The sequence below is a fragment of the Brucella sp. genome (genome assembly GCF_032066345.1).
GTDB lineage: Bacteria > Pseudomonadota > Alphaproteobacteria > Rhizobiales > Rhizobiaceae > Brucella > Brucella pseudogrignonensis.
In genome coordinates this window covers 55,278-70,596 of the sequence record NZ_DAMBKZ010000023.1, presented here as the reverse complement: position 1 = coordinate 70,596, position 15,319 = coordinate 55,278, and the positions used below count along the sequence as shown (strand labels likewise).

Below are 15,319 nucleotides of genomic sequence, written 5' to 3'. Positions count from 1 at the left end.
TACAAAGTTTCTTTCCACAGACAAAACCAGGCAACTTTACCAAACATTAAGCAGCCAAACCAGCATGATTCCAAACCAAAATCATAAAGGGCGCTAAATGCGATATTTTTGAACGGCATCAAGCTCTGGTAAATTGACGAACAAGCTCTGGATCCTGCTCCAAACTATCTAGCCAGCCTGTATCGAGCTTAGGAACAGACGACAACAAGAGTCTTGAATAAGGATGGCTCGCCTCCCCGCCCATCATATCCGGGCGCAGCTGTTCCACCTTTCTGCCTCCATACATGACGATGACTTCATCACAAATTGCGCGCACGGTGGAGAGATCGTGGCTGATAAAGAGATATGAAAGGGACAGCTCCCGCTGCAACTCCTTCAAAAGTTCAATGATCGCCGCAGCAACGACCGTATCCAGAGCCGATGTGATTTCATCACATATTATCATCTTAGGATCGGCGGCCAAAGCTCGCGCCAGATTAATGCGTTGCTTCTGACCGCCTGATAACTCGCCGGGCCTTCGATAACGCATGTTGCGCGGAATACGCACCATATCGAGCAACTGGTCGATTCTGGTGTCCCGACTTTTGCTATCCATGCCGTGATAGAAAATCAGGGGGCGAGCCAGAATATCAGCGATAGATTTGGCTGGATTCAGTGCCGTATCTGCAAACTGAAAAACAATCTGCAATTCGCGTAATTGATCGCGACTGCGGCGGCGCAGATCGCTCGGCATTTCCGCGCCTTCAAACAGAATCTTACCTCGCGCGGCAGGCAGAATACCCGCGATGACACGAGCGAGCGTTGACTTACCGCAACCCGACTCGCCGATAATGCCTAGGTTTTGCCCACGCTGAAGTTCAAAACTGACATTTTCGACCGCGATCATCGCCGGTTCACCGGTCGAACCCACGATACCATAGCCAGCAAGCACGTTCTGTACCGTCAATAGTGGCGAGGGGTTCTCTTCTTCGGCAATTTTAGGGTTCGCGTGAGCGTTTGGCTCGAAAGCTGCAAGAAGCTCTTTTGTGTATGAGTGCTGCGGATTATGCAGAATCTCCTCAGTCGTGCCGACCTCCTGTATCTCGCCACCTTTCAGCACCACAATGCGATCCGCGATTTGGGCTACAACAGCAAGATCGTGAGAAACATAAACGCCTGCTATGCGATTCTTCTTCATTACCGATTTGAAAGCCCGCAAAACTTCAATCTGTGTTGTGACATCGAGTGCGGTCGTTGGCTCATCGAAGATTACCAGCTTGGGATCACTAATAAGGGCCATTGCAGCAGAAAGCCGCTGCAATTGCCCGCCCGACACCTGATGCGGATAACGATCTCCGATTGTTTCGGGATTTGGCAAGGCAAGCGCTTTGAACAGCTCTACAGCCTTTTTGCGCGCCTCCTCCTTTGACATCAGTTTGTGGATCTTGGTCACCTCTATGACCTGATCCATGATACGGTGCGCGGGATTAAAAGATGCCGCCGCACTTTGCGGTACGTAGGAAACGTCCGTACCGCGCTTCTTCGAACGTTTACGCTCCGATAGGGTGACAATATCCTGGCCGGCAACAGCTATGCTGCCATCCACGATCCAGCAGCCCGGACGCGTATAGCCCATCAAAGTTAGCGCTATCGTCGTCTTACCTGAACCACTCTCGCCGATAAGAGCGACTATCTCACCTTCTGCAATCTGAAAATTGACACCACGGATGATCTCAACGATGCGGCCAGAGTCGGTCTTTGCATTCACGCGAAGATTTTTGATCTCAACAAGATTGCTCATTCATTCGCTCCTGTCTCGGATCTTCTGCGGGAGATTATCAATCAGCAGATTGACGCTGATGGTCAGGCTGGCAATGGCAATCGAAGGAAACACCACTGCGGGAGCAGCAAACGAAAGTCCGCCGATGTTTTCTTTAACCAGCGCGCCCCAATCGGCGAATGGTGGCTGAACACCGAGGCCAAGAAAGGACATGCTCGACAAAAGCAAAACGATAAAGACAAAACGCAACCCGAAATCAGCGAGAACCGGTCCGATAATGCCCGGCAAAATCTCAGACCGAATGAGGTAGCCGATCTTTTCGCCCCGAGCTCGAGCAACAGTGACGTAATCCATAGTGTTGATGTTGATTGCCAGTGCACGCGCAAAACGATAGCTGCCCGGCGTGTAAATGACAGCCATAGTGATGATCAGAATAGGGATAGACGAGCCGACACCTGCAACGATAACCAGCGCAAGAATTTTGCTTGGAATAGATGTAAGCGCGTCAAGAAAGCGGCTCAGTGCGGAATCAAACCATCCGCCAATAACCGCAGCACTCATTCCCAGCGTGACACCAAAGAAACAAGCCAAAAAGACAGCCGCGAGTGAAATGCCGACTGTAAACCGCGCACCATACAAGATCCGCGAGAGCATATCGCGACCCAGATAATCCGTACCGAGAGGAAACTGCGCACTCATCGGTCCGAAAAAATCGAAATCAACGATTTCTCCTACCGGATGCGGTGCAATCCAAGGTGCCAGAATGGCTATGAGCGCCCAGCAAAGAATAATCAGGAACGAAATCACGCCAAGCAGATTGAACCGATAACCGAAGCGTGGAGACTTTGTTTTTCGCTGACTTGGAACGGAAACGGTCATAATTATCGCAGCCTCGGGTTTGAAATGATCGCAATAAGGTCCGCTATCGTAATGAGCAGAAGATAGCCAAAACAGAAGATCATCGCGCAGGTCTGAATAAGCGGCAGATCACGCGTTGCCACTGCATCAAGCATGAGCTTGGCAACGCCGGGATAATTGAAGATGGTTTCAACTATGATCACACCGCCAAGTAAGTAAGATAGCGAGAGCGCGACTGCATTGACGATTGGACCCAGCGCATTTGGCAAGGCGTGGACGACCACCATACGAGTACGAGATGCACCTTTCAGTAGTGCCATCTCGACATAAGAAGTGTTGAGCGTCTCAAGAACAGCGGCACGCGTCATACGGATCATTTGCGCCGAAATGACAAAACTGAGCGTTATCACGGGCATTGCAAAGACTTTGAGAAGGCCGACGAAGGAAGTGACTTCGTTTGCCATCGACAATGCTGGCAGCCAACCCAAATAAACCGCAAATATGATTACGGCGATTGTTGCGACCATGAATTCCGGTACAGAGATGACTGAGATCGTGATGATCGAAACAATACGATCATAAATCGTGCCACGCATAATCGCAGCAGTAATACCGAGAAAGAGTGCAACAGGTACAGAAATCGCGGCCGTGACACCGGCAAGCTTCAGCGAATTGACCAGTCTGTTGCCGATCAGATCGGCTATCGGCACATTGTTGACATATGAGACACCAAGATCACCACGCAAGAGGTTTCCCAACCAGTAGATAAAGCGCAGAAACGCGGGCTGGTCCAAATTCATGGCATGGCGAAGCCCTGCAACCGCCTCAGGCGTTGCAGCCTGGCCGAGAAGAATTTCTGCTACATCGCCTGGGAGCATTGCCGTCGCAAAAAAGATCGTAAACGCAACGATGAGAAGCGTGACGACTGCAACAACAAGACGTTTGGCAATCAGATTCAGCAAAGGCGACTTCATGGTCATGCGCGGCCCCATTCTCGGGTGAAACAGTCGGTTCGGACAAAATCAATGTTTTGCCCGAACCGAACAAGCGAAATAACCTGATAAGGTATCAGGCTTCCAGCCAAGCATGTTCGGCGAAGGTGTAACCCATCATGCCACCAAGCGGATTTGGCTCAAGGCCGTTCAACTTCGGCGAAATCGCATCGACGTTAGACATGAAGACCGGAATGACTGTTCCGGCTTCGTTGGAAATCATGGCCTGCATCTGACCATAAATCTCCTTACGCTTGGCTTCATCAAGAAGGCCGCGCGCTTCCAGCAACATGGAATCGAACTTTTCTGATTTGTACTGGCTTTCGTTCCACGGTGCGTCCGACTTATAGAGCAGCGAAAACAGGATATCTGGCGTAGGTCGGGCATTGATATTGCCGTAATGGACAGCATCCTTGAGCCAATGGTTCGACCAGTAGCCGTCCGAAGGAACGCGATCGATTGTGATCTTCTGGCCGATTGTCGATGCCGCCTGCTGCAGAACCATCGCATAATCAAGCGATGATGATGCTGCCTCGGCTGCAGTAATATGAATTTCCTGACCGAGAACGCCAGCCTTCTCAAGCAATGATTTTGCGCGCTCAGGATCGAACTCACGCTGCTTGAGTTCGGCATTAAAGTATTTGCTGGTATCTGGCACGGGATGGTCGTTTGCAATTTCAGCCAATCCACGCAGAACTGACTTCTGAATGACCTCACGATTGGTGAGATATTTGAAAGCTTCTGCCACACCGGCCTTATCGCCAGGCGTCATGTCAAGACGAACATTGAGGTTGGTGTAGGTTCCGAGCTTCGAGATAAACAGCTTTGCAGCCGGATTGTTCTCAAGCACACGCAACGAACGTGGGTTAAGATTGGCACCAAGATGAATGTCGCCTGACAGAACCGCATTCATGCGGGCGCTTTCATCGGAGATCGCAAAGAATTCGAATGAGTCGAGATGTGGACCGCTATTCTTCCAATAGCTCTCATTGCGAGCAGCGATTGACCGCACACCGGGCTGAAATTCTTTGCAGACAAATGGACCTGTACCGTTCCCCTTGGAAAAGTCGGTCGTGCCGTTTGCCACGATCATGAAATGATGCATTGCAAGAATTGTAGGCAAATCAGCATTTGCGCTTTCCAGCACTATCTCTGCCGTGGTGTCGTCAACCTTTTTCACGCCAGTAATCTGCTTGGCAAGCGCATTCACTTTTGAGCCAACAGCCGGATCAAGATGACGTTGAAGCGAGAAAACGACGTCATCAGCGGTCAGCGACTTGCCGTCATGGAAAGTCACGCCTTTGCGAAGCTTGACGGTCCAAACCTTGGCGTCCGCACTTTCAACACTCTCGGCAAGTTCCATCTGTGTCTGGCCGCTGCCATCAAGGAAGGTCAAGCGATTATAGAATGCGCAGCAGCGAACATAATCCGTTGCATTGGAAGCCTTGGCAGGATCGAGTGTATCGGCGGTTGAAGCGCTGAAGCCTGCAGCTTTGATGAACCCACCTTTTACAGGAGTAGCAGCTACTGCAGAGGTCGCGCGGCCCAGGATAGTCGTTCCAGCAACAGCTGCCACACCACCCATCAACATCATCTGCAACAGTTCACGCCGGGTTGCCCCGCGACGAATAGCATTCTCAATCATCCGGTCGTCGGAAGAAGTCCAGTTGGTAATCTTCTCGCTCATGGCAGTTCCCCTTATTAATCGTTGCATCTGGTGCGCCGGTTTGTTTTCACCGGGTTCACCGCGTTTTCAGAATGTCAGTCGTTTCAAAACCTCATTGCAGTCTCAGCCGAACAATTCGTGGGCTCGAAGAATGGCTCCATGCGTACCGGTATCGATTCAAAAATTTCAACTCGTCCCGATAGTTTGGCTTTTCATCTAGCCTTTGGTAGCTATGCCAGTGTGTTATGAAGATGTGGATCGATTGCACTGAATTGACGAAGAGCGGCAGCATAAAATTGCGAATCTTGTGCATATACGAAATTCTAGCCCATTCACTCAGGCTGCTATCCACAAAACCTATCCCCTCATCGCAGCTCTGACTTCTTCGTCAGCCAGCGTCTGGTCCAGCGTTTTGCGGGTACGCTCGATGATCGCATCAATGTCGTCGTCCGTGCAGCAAAGCGGCGGTGCGTAGCCCAGCACGCCGTTGGCAAAGGCGCGGATGACCAACCCATTATCCCATGCCCGATCAAATATGCGACGTGCAGGATCAGCCGCAGCTGGAAGCGGGGTTTTGTTTTCCTTGTCCACCACGAGTTCGATGGCAGCCAACATCCCCCGGCCACGCACATCACCGACCAGCGGATGATCGGCCAAAGACTGCAGACCTGCCATCAGGCGTTTGCCTGCCTTACGGCCGTTTTCAAGCAATCCATTCTCATAAAGACGTAGGCATTCTAGCCCAACGGCAGCGCTGACCGGATGTGCAGAATAGGTATAGCCATGACCAACTGCTGATTTACCAGCACCATCGGCAATCGTGTTGTAGACATGCTCAGACATGAAGACCGCACCCATCGGCACATAGCCTGAGGTCAATCCTTTGGCGGTTGTGATGAAATCCGGCACAACGTCATCTTCTGAACAGGCAAAAAGCGGACCCGTGCGGCCAAAACCCGTAATAACCTCGTCCGCGATGAACAGAACATCATACTGCTTGCAAAGTGCGTGCATAGCTTTGAGCCAGCCATTCGGCGGCACCAGAACGCCGCCCGAACCCTGAATGGGTTCGACATAAAATGCTGCCACCCGCTCAGCTCCAAGTTCCTCGATTTTTGCTCGAAGCGCCGCAACAGATGCATCGATGATTGCCTGTGGATCTGCACCGACCGGATTGCGATAAGCATAATGCGAAGGAATTTTGTGCTGCCAATCATAAGGCACGCCAAAACCTGCATGAAATGCCGGCAAAGCAGTCAGGCCTGAACCGGCAGTCGATGAGCCGTGATACCCATATTCGACAGATATGAACTGATCTTTCTGCGGCGTACCTTTCGCATGATAGTAATAACGCACGAAGCGGATTGTACTGTCGATGGCGTCCGAACCACCCAGTGTAAAATAAACATGATTGAGATCGCCCGGCGCGCGGTCGGCCAGTTCAGCAGCAAGGCGGATCGCCGGTTCAGAGCCAAGCCCAAAATAGCCAGTCGCATAGGGCAACTCTCGCAGCTGCTTCGTAGCGGCTTCTACAATACTATCCTGCCCATAGCCAACATTCACACACCAGAGCCCGGCAAAGCCATCAAGCAAAGTATGGCCAGACGCATCGGTAACTGTCGCACCTTTGCCAGACTTCAGAACACGCACGCCAGATGCTTCATGACTGCGGTAAGATGAAACCGGATGCACCAAATGGGCGCGATCAAGTTCGATCAAGGAATTGCTCAGCATGATATTCTCCAAATCAACCGAAAGCCTGGTTCACAAGCGCATAAGTGCGGTATTCAGAACCGCTGTTTTCTTTCAAAGCCCGCACAGAGCGGCGCATGGCTATTCCGCCGCCTACGTGGACCAGTCCGCGTTCAGTCAGCCAGCCGCCAATATTGGTTGCGATATTGGTGTCGACACGGACGAACTGATCCGCGTACTGCGACAGCAGGAACTCGATGAGCTTCTTGGCCTCGCCATCAGTTTTAGCGACAACAGGACCGATAACCTGCCCACGACCAAAAGGGCGAATTGCAGCAAAGGCTAATATCTCTCTATCGAGGCGAATGACTGCGAACTTCGCCTTGTCTCGCAAAAGCTGCATAAGTGCTGTGCGATCATGACCAAACGCCTGATGGTCCAAGGTCACAATATGTGGAAATTCATCGTTCTTAACCCAGGAAACATCGCGCGGGGCATCCACCTGTCGGGCTGCGCCCTGATGCTGGATTATCTCGCCTCTCGCAACAAACCCCAGCTTTTCATAAAGGGGGAGTCCATCCTGTGTCGCGATGAGAAGACAGTTGCGCCCTTGAGTAGCGTCAAGTGCTGCCTCCATTAGCTTGCGACCAAGCCCACGCCCGCGCATCGTCTCATCAACTATCACCATGTTGATGGTTGCAATGTCTTCATTCAAAGGTGTGGCCATCGCAGTGCCGACTACATTTTCACCCTCAAGGGCGACCACGCCGTTGCTCAGTGCAAGCACCATCGCCCAATCTTCAATACGATGTGGCCAACCTGCCTGTTGGGACAGGACAACGGCACCATCTAGATGATCTGGCGTCATCGTTTCGAGAGTGATGTGAGATGCTGTCATTGTCACTTCCAGATAAAGTTCTTGATTGACCAAAGTTAGAACGCTGCACGCAGCAGTTCATCCCGACGAACATCCCAATGCCACGCGTTTCGACTTTCCTTTCATGCTCTCACCGCATCTTATGCCGCGGTGGGAGTTAATGGGGGAGCAGAATGCATTCTCATGGCATGTCGGAAACCTATCCAGCACAACTCTCTGCCAAACCGCACGTCACATACGAAACAATCTGCTTTGCATGAGTGCGAATGCAGTAATTAGTCCATGCGTCGCTCATTATTATGTATGAGAACGGCACAGCAGTGCCCGCGAGGCTCGGAAGGATCAAACATGGCCCAGTTTAGACCAAAATACATAACCTTCGATTGCTACGGCACGCTGACCAATTTCCAGATGGCTGAAGCTGCGCACGATCTTTATGGCGAACAGCTGAAAGCAGAGCAAATGCAGCAATTTATCAAAAACTTTGCAGCCTATCGCCTCGATGAAATACTTGGCGACTGGAAGCCTTATAATGAAGTCGTTCACAACGCTGTTGAGCGCACTTGCAAAAAGAACAATGTCACCTTCAAAGCGGAAGACGCGCGAAAGATCTACGAGCGTGTTCCAACCTGGGGCCCGCATCCAGACGTGCCAGCCGGTCTCTCCAAGGTCGCCAAGGAAATCCCGCTCGTCATTCTTTCAAACGCTATGAACGAGCAGATCCATCACAATGTCGAAAAGTTGGGCGCGCCATTCCACGCCGTCTACACAGCCCAACAGGCGCAGGCTTACAAGCCTCGTTTCAAGGCGTTCGAATACATGCTCGATCAGCTTAATGCGAACCCGGAAGACATTCTGCATGTCTCGTCATCGTTCCGCTACGACCTGATGTCTGCACATGATCTCGGCATTAAAAACAAGGTCTGGGTCAATCGCGGTCATGAACCTGCAAATCCTTATTACGGCTATACCGAAATCAAGGATATTTCCGGCCTTGCTGGCGTCGTGGGGCTTTAATCAGGAAAAGCAAGATGCAATTCAAACCCTACTGGCACGACACGACGCCGCCTTTTACAGCTGCGGAAAAGACCCCACCGGAAGGGCACTTTGATGTTGTCATCATCGGCGGGGGCTTTACTGGACTGTCGGCTGCATTGCATCTTGCCAAAGCAGGCAGCCGCGTGGCTGTCTTCGAGACAGGCCTCGTTGGCTCCGGCGCATCGGGGCGCAATGGGGGACACCTCAATAACGGTCTTGCACACAGCTTCATCGCTGCAAAACAACACCTTGGCGCAGAACGTGCCAAGGCTCTCTATAAAGCCTTTGACGATTCCGTTGATACGATTGAACGGATAGTGACAGAGGAAAATATCGACTGCGCGTTCCGCCGTGCGGGCAAACTGAAACTGGCTTCAAAACCATCTCATTTCGATGGCCTTGCCCGCAATTTTGAAGCCATCCATGCAGAAATCGACCCTGACACCGCCTTGCTGCATCGCGACCAGTTATCGGGAGAAGTCTGCTCTCATGATTTTCATGGTGCCATGCTCTCCAAGAAAAGCGCCATGATGCATATGGGACGTTACGTGACCGGTTTGGCGACGGCAGCAACGCGTCACGGTGCGGTTGTCTATGAAAACACTGCTGTTACCGAGCACAAAAAAATCGGTACGAAACACCAGATCGTTACATCGCGCGGCACGGTGACTACCGACAATGTTATTCTGGCAACCGGAGCCTATACACCGAACAGCTTCTCCTATTTCCGCAAGCGTATAATCCCGGTAGGTAGCTTCATCATTGCAACCCGGCCGCTGACAGAGAGCGAAATTGCCGCGACCATGCCCGGCAACCGCACCTATGTGACTTCCATGAACATCGGCAATTATTTCCGTCTTGCACCGGACAATCGTATGATCTTTGGTGGTCGCGCACGCTTCTCAACTACTTCCGATCAACGCTCAGACAGCAAAAGCGGTGCAATTTTGCGCGAAAGTCTCGTCAAGATTTTCCCGCATCTCGCCAGTGTGGAAATTGATTATTGCTGGGGCGGACTTGTCGATATGACACAGGATCGCTACCCGCGGGCAGGTTTTGCAGATGGTGTCTGGTATGCGATGGGCTATTCCGGCCACGGCGCACAGATGTCTACCCAGATGGGTATTTATCTGGCCGATGCAATCCTTGGGCGGGGTAACAAGAATCCTATTTCCGGCCTCGAATGGCCAACCATTCCAGGCTACTCCGGCAAGCCATGGTTTCTACCATTGGTCGGCTTTTATTATAAAATGCTCGATAAGTTTCAGTAACTTGAGGAGCAAAAAGGGCGGTTAAACCGCCCTTTTTTTTGCTTGTTCAAAGTCCACCAACATGCAGCGTTTTAACTTCCAGATATTCCTCGATACCGAGCCTTGATCCTTCACGGCCCAGTCCAGATTGTTTAACACCGCCAAACGGCGCAACTTCAGTCGAAATCAGGCCCGTGTTCAAGCCAACCATGCCGAACTCCAGCGCTTCCGCGACACGCCATGAGCGTTTTAGGTTCTCTGTAAAGAAATAAGCTGCCAGCCCAAATGGCGTTCCATTGGCAATTTCAATCGCTTCGTCTTCCGTCTCAAAACGGAAAAGCGGCGCTACAGGCCCGAAGGTTTCTTCCGATGCAAGCAGCATATCTGTAGTCGCGTCACCCAGCACAATCGGACGTGCATATTGACGACCTTCCGGTATGCTTTCGCTTTGTCCAAGAATTTTTGCACCGCGTCCAAGAGCATCACTCACATGGCGTTCAATCTTTTCAATCGCCGCGTGATTGATCATCGGCCCAATCGCAACACCATCTTCCGTGCCAACACCAACTTTCATTTTGGCAACGCGAGCAGAGAGCTTGGCAGCAAACGCTTCATAAATGCCAGCCTGTACCAGAATACGGTTGGAACAGACGCATGTTTGACCTCCGTTGCGGAATTTGGAAGCAATCGCACCCTCTACTGCTTGGTCAAGATCAGCATCGTCAAACACAATGAACGGTGCATTGCCGCCGAGTTCAAGACTCAATCGCTTGATGCTGTCAGCAGCCCCCTTCATCAGCAGCGAACCAACACGCGTGGAACCGGTAAAAGAAATCTTGCGTACAGTTTCATTGGCCATCAGCTCATTGCCAATTTCTGTCGGCATACCAGTGACAATATTGATAACGCCAGCAGGTATCCCTGTCCTTTCGGCCAAGACGCCGAGTGCAAGGGCCGAAAACGGCGTAAACTCCGACGGCTTGATGACAACTGTGCAACCGGCAGCCAGTGCCGGAGCAACCTTGCGGGTGATCATTGCATTGGGGAAATTCCACGGTGTAATGATCGCGCAAACGCCGACTGCTTCTTTCAGCACCAGAATACGTCGGTCTGCCGTTGGTGAAGGAATGCTACCACCATCAATACGACGCGCTTCTTCGGCGAACCATTTGACGAAAGATGCGCCGTAGCGAATTTCGCCGAGTGCTTCGTTAAGCGGCTTGCCCTGCTCCAGTGTCAGCAGAAGAGCGAGATCCTGCTCGTGCTCGATCATCAGCGCAAACCAGCGTTCGAGCAGTGCTGCACGTTCGGCGTGAGTTTTCTTTTTCCAAAGTTTGAAAGCTTCCGCTGCAGCATCAATCGCCGCGCGGGTTTCCTTGCCGCTCATGTCGGGGATCGTGCCCAGGGTGCTGAGGCTTGCAGGATTGGTCACATCGACCGTCGCGCCAGAGGCTGCATCCTGCCAGACGCCACCAATAAGACCCTGTTGGCGGAAAAGCGCCTGATCGTTCAATGTGTGCATGACTACCTCTTTATGTCAGAGCTGTGAGCACGGCCTGCGTGATCGCATCCGTCTTATCTTTACCCGCAACGGTTCCGACACCCTGAACCGTCGCCGTTTCAATTGCCGTCATCACATCTTTCGCAGCCTGATGCTCGCCAAGATGCTCCAGCATCATCGCTCCAGACCAGATGGCGGCAATCGGATTGGCAATGCCAAGATGTGCAATGTCAGGTGCAGAACCATGAACCGGCTCAAACATTGAAGGTGCGGTGCGATCGGGATTAATGTTTGCAGACGCCGCGTAACCAAGACCGCCTTGAATTGCAGCTCCCAGATCGGTCAGGATATCGCCGAAAAGATTTGAAGCCACGATCACATCGAGGCTTTCCGGCCCCATCACCATACGAGCAGCCATCGCGTCAATATGATAATGCGAGACTTCGACATCCGGATATTCTTTGGCAACATCCTTTGTCACTTCATCCCAGAAAACCATCGAATATTTCTGAGCATTGGACTTTGTCACTGACGCCAGCTTCTTGCGACGGAGACGTGCCTGCTCAAAGCCAAAGCGGATAATGCGCTCAACGCCTGTGCGTGTGAAAATTGCAGTTTCGACTGCCACTTCATCTTTCGTACCCGAATGCACACGTCCACCAGCGCCCGAATATTCGCCTTCCGTGTTTTCACGAATGCAAAGAATGTCAAAGCCTTCAGAACGCAGTGGGCCTGTCACTCCCGGCAACAAGCGGTGTGGACGAATATTGGCATATTGCACAAATGCTTTACGGATCGGCAGCAGCAGTCCGTGCAAAGACACGGAATCCGGCACTTCCACAGGCCAGCCAACGGCACCGAGATAAATCGCATCAAACTTACGCAGCGTCTCGATACCATCTGCTGGCATCATTACGCCGGTTTCACGATAATATTCGCAAGACCAAGGGAAACTTGTGCCTTCAAGCGTAAAATCATAGCGCTTGGCGGCAAGCTGTATGACCCGCCATGCAGCATCGGTCACGCTTTTGCCGATACCATCGCCAGGAATTAGCGCAATCGAATAAGTTTTCACTGATAGCTCCCTCAAAGATCATAAGCCGGGCAGGCTCTGGGCTGCACTTTACTGCCCGACGCCTAAAGCGTCGGGCATGTATTAGGGCCGGAACAACTTATTCGTAAACGCACAAGTAAATTTTGCGAACGGTTTCAATTGTGCGCCACACACCCACAAAGCCTGGTTTCATCACGAAGCTGTCGCCAGCGCGATAGGTTTTAGTCTCGCCGTCCTTTTCTTCAATTTCAACGAGACCAGACAGGATGTGGCAGAACTCTAACGTCGTGCCCTTGATCGAATGCGTTTCACCCGGCGTGGCTTCCCAAATGCCGGTCAGAACCTTGTCATCCTTTGATGCGTCCTGCGCCCAGGTTTTAAAAGAAGGATCGCCGGAAATCAGACGATCTGATGTAGGCAGTGCTTCTTTTGGTGCGAAATCTGGGTTTGGATCAATGGTTATCAGAAGCGACATGTCATTCCCTTTGAGGTTAATAGCCGAGAGTTTGATCGATCAGGCCGATCATGTTTTCTCCGGCACGATGACGCCGGATATTCTCAATTACGGATCTTGCGGCCGTCTCGGGTTGAGTAACTGAAGCGATATGCGGAGTGATAAGCACTTTGGGATGCGACCAGAGGGGGTGCCCGATAGGAAGAGGCTCAGGATTGGTCACGTCCATCATGGCGGCTGAGAGCTGCCCACTATCGAGCGCATCAATAAGCGCTTGCTGGTCCAGCTGTGGACCGCGACCAGTATGAAGCAGGCGAGCACCCTTGGGTAAAAGGGCGAAGAGATCGGCGTTCAGAATACCCTGCGTTTCATTGGTCAGTGGCAAAAGGCAAATCAGAATATCGGTCTGACGGAGAAAACGCGCAAACTGATCCTCGCCGTGAAAGCACTCGACACCCTCGATTTCCTTTCTGCTGCGGCTCCAACCCGCGAGAGGAAATTGAAATGGCTTCAGACGCTCAATGGCTGCTTGTGCCAACATACCAAGCCCCAAGAACCCGACCCTGCGTTCCTGCACCTGCGGCACTGCGAGCGCACGCCATACATGGCGTTCCTGTTGTTCGCGATATGCGATGATGTCCCGATGCAAGGTCAGCACACCAAGTGCAACATATTCCTGCATCATGCGAACAATGCCCTCCTCGACCATGCGGACAAGCTTCACATGGTCGGGGACGCTGCCGGGTTTGAATTGATCGACCCCAGCGCCAATTGAAAAGAGAACTTCAAGATTGGAATAACAAGCGATATCGTCCGGGGCCACCCAACTAATCAAGTACCTTACGGTGTCAGGGTCCACGTCATCGCCCGCCTGATAGAACGACACATCGGGTAAGGCGCGTGCAAAAGCCTCTCGAAACACGGCACCGCGCGCAGCATCTGAATTAAAGAGAAATGCCATGAAACTCTGCCGCCAATTCGTGTTTAGATAGTGGGGACGCGCCGAGGGAGGTCATCAACATAACATCATGACCATCTTCCCGGCGCGCGTAGGTTCTACGCAGCCTTTGGGATTGCTATCAGCATAAATATCGCGGGCAGCGTTCCGTGCCGAATAAGCCCCAGCTTCAAACAAAGATTGCGAATTCGGATAGCCAGGAAGCAAATGATGCCGACCGCTCTGTGAGATCATGCGGCAAAATACGCCTGCCAAACCAATTGCTTTCATTGGCAGGATCAAAAACACTGCATGATTGCAGGCTTGGGTCGTAGGGTAGGAAGCGGGTTAGCTGATATGCAGAACTCAGTGCAACTGAAATCATTCGAATTGAGCGCACGCGATATTCAAGAAGTCGACATCAGTCTACTCCACGGCCTGTCGATGGGCGTTCGATGGCCCCATCGGCCAAATGACTGGGAACTGCTTTTGAAAACCGGTGAAGGTCTCGTGGCCGTCGATGGGATCGGACGTGTATTTGGTAGTGCCATGTGGTTTCCGTATGGCGATAATTTTGCCACGGTCGGCATGGTTATCACCTCTCCCCGCACTCAGGCTCAGGGCAACGGACGTTGGTTGATGGAGCAGATCTTGGAACGCTGCAGTGGCCGCAATCTGAGCCTTAATGCCACCCATGCGGCTTACAGTCTCTATATCTCTATGGGCTTTATGAACGAAGCGACTGTCTATCAATGTCAGGGTGAAGTCGCGCTGGTGCTTCCACCATTACCGCCCCTTGAAGGAGAGCTCCTTTCGCTTTCAGCTTCGGAGCTGCAAGCAATCGTCCGGCTGGATGCAAATGCATTTGGCACTGATCGCACTCACCTGCTTCAATTGATCTCTGAAAAAGCAGAAATCTATGGGTTGAAGCGCAATGGCCAACTCGTTGGTTATTCTTTCTGTCGGGAATTCGGACGTGGTAAAGTTATCGGACCTATCGTGGCAAGCAACGACCAGGATGCAATTCAGCTGACCGCGATCCACCTTCGAGAGCTTAAAGGTGAGTTTGCCCGCATCGACACTCGGGAGAAAGATGGCGCTTTTGCCGAATATGTCGCCCAGTGTAGGCTTGGTGTATTCAGCACAGTCACGACAATGTCGAAGGGACAGCCATTCCTAAACAAAAAAGCTGATGCGCCTTGGATCTACGGCTTGTCAGCGCATGGATGGGGCTGAGCGGG

General features: G+C 51.9%; 13 protein-coding genes. 3 read left to right on the top strand and 10 right to left on the bottom strand.

Translation table 11 applies throughout. From position 1 onward, the window contains the following. Positions 1 to 118: 118 nt before the first annotated feature. From RT142_RS21035 to RT142_RS21010, 6 genes are all read right to left on the bottom strand, one after another. The gene (locus RT142_RS21035) at positions 119 to 1,780 is read right to left on the bottom strand and encodes an ABC transporter ATP-binding protein (RefSeq protein ID WP_113159544.1); all 1,662 of its coding nucleotides are present in this window, start codon (positions 1,778 to 1,780) and stop codon (positions 119 to 121) included. Beyond that, positions 1,781 to 2,638 (bottom strand): ABC transporter permease, encoded by an 858-nt coding sequence (locus tag RT142_RS21030; protein ID WP_064321128.1) that lies wholly within the window; start codon positions 2,636 to 2,638, stop codon positions 1,781 to 1,783. A gap of 2 nt (positions 2,639 to 2,640) precedes the next feature. Continuing rightward, entirely contained in the window at positions 2,641 to 3,591 is a 951-nt protein-coding gene (locus tag RT142_RS21025; RefSeq protein WP_007878144.1) for an ABC transporter permease, read from the bottom strand. A gap of 94 nt (positions 3,592 to 3,685) precedes the next feature. Continuing rightward, positions 3,686 to 5,296, bottom strand: coding sequence for an ABC transporter substrate-binding protein (locus RT142_RS21020; RefSeq protein ID WP_064321129.1), 1,611 nt, complete (start codon positions 5,294 to 5,296; stop codon positions 3,686 to 3,688). Between the two features lie 336 nt (positions 5,297 to 5,632). Next, positions 5,633 to 7,009 (bottom strand): aspartate aminotransferase family protein, encoded by a 1,377-nt coding sequence (locus tag RT142_RS21015; protein WP_064321131.1) that lies wholly within the window; start codon positions 7,007 to 7,009, stop codon positions 5,633 to 5,635. A gap of 13 nt (positions 7,010 to 7,022) precedes the next feature. Continuing rightward, a complete protein-coding gene (locus RT142_RS21010; RefSeq protein WP_113159576.1) occupies positions 7,023 to 7,865 on the bottom strand; it encodes a GNAT family N-acetyltransferase in 843 nt (280 codons plus the stop codon). Positions 7,866 to 8,192: 327 nt separating this feature from the next. Between RT142_RS21010 and RT142_RS21005 the strand changes: the two genes are divergently transcribed. Together RT142_RS21005 and RT142_RS21000 are read left to right on the top strand one after the other, a co-directional pair. Continuing rightward, entirely contained in the window at positions 8,193 to 8,861 is a 669-nt protein-coding gene (locus tag RT142_RS21005) for a haloacid dehalogenase type II (protein WP_112807442.1), read from the top strand. 14 nt (positions 8,862 to 8,875) lie between these two features. Then, complete coding sequence (locus tag RT142_RS21000) at positions 8,876 to 10,153, top strand: NAD(P)/FAD-dependent oxidoreductase (RefSeq protein ID WP_113159548.1); 1,278 nt, start codon at positions 8,876 to 8,878, stop codon at positions 10,151 to 10,153. Positions 10,154 to 10,199: 46 nt separating this feature from the next. Here the strand turns inward: RT142_RS21000 and RT142_RS20995 are convergent, their stop codons facing one another. The 4 genes from RT142_RS20995 to RT142_RS20980 all read right to left on the bottom strand — a co-directional run bounded on the left by RT142_RS20995 (position 10,200) and on the right by RT142_RS20980 (position 14,102). Beyond that, complete coding sequence (locus RT142_RS20995) at positions 10,200 to 11,654, bottom strand: NAD-dependent succinate-semialdehyde dehydrogenase (protein WP_113159549.1); 1,455 nt, start codon at positions 11,652 to 11,654, stop codon at positions 10,200 to 10,202. 10 nt (positions 11,655 to 11,664) lie between these two features. Beyond that, positions 11,665 to 12,708: a tartrate dehydrogenase gene (locus RT142_RS20990; protein WP_113159550.1), complete on the bottom strand. Its 1,044-nt coding sequence runs from the start codon at positions 12,706 to 12,708 to the stop codon at positions 11,665 to 11,667. Between the two features lie 97 nt (positions 12,709 to 12,805). Then, positions 12,806 to 13,162 (bottom strand): cupin domain-containing protein, encoded by a 357-nt coding sequence (locus RT142_RS20985; RefSeq protein ID WP_007878129.1) that lies wholly within the window; start codon positions 13,160 to 13,162, stop codon positions 12,806 to 12,808. A 16-nt stretch (positions 13,163 to 13,178) separates the two neighbouring features. Next, the gene (locus tag RT142_RS20980) at positions 13,179 to 14,102 is read right to left on the bottom strand and encodes a glyoxylate/hydroxypyruvate reductase A (protein ID WP_313031246.1); all 924 of its coding nucleotides are present in this window, start codon (positions 14,100 to 14,102) and stop codon (positions 13,179 to 13,181) included. A 333-nt stretch (positions 14,103 to 14,435) separates the two neighbouring features. Here RT142_RS20980 and RT142_RS20975 point away from each other — a divergent pair, with 333 nt between their 5' ends. After that, a complete protein-coding gene (locus tag RT142_RS20975; protein WP_313031257.1) occupies positions 14,436 to 15,314 on the top strand; it encodes a GNAT family N-acetyltransferase in 879 nt (292 codons plus the stop codon). Positions 15,315 to 15,319 lie beyond the last annotated feature (5 nt).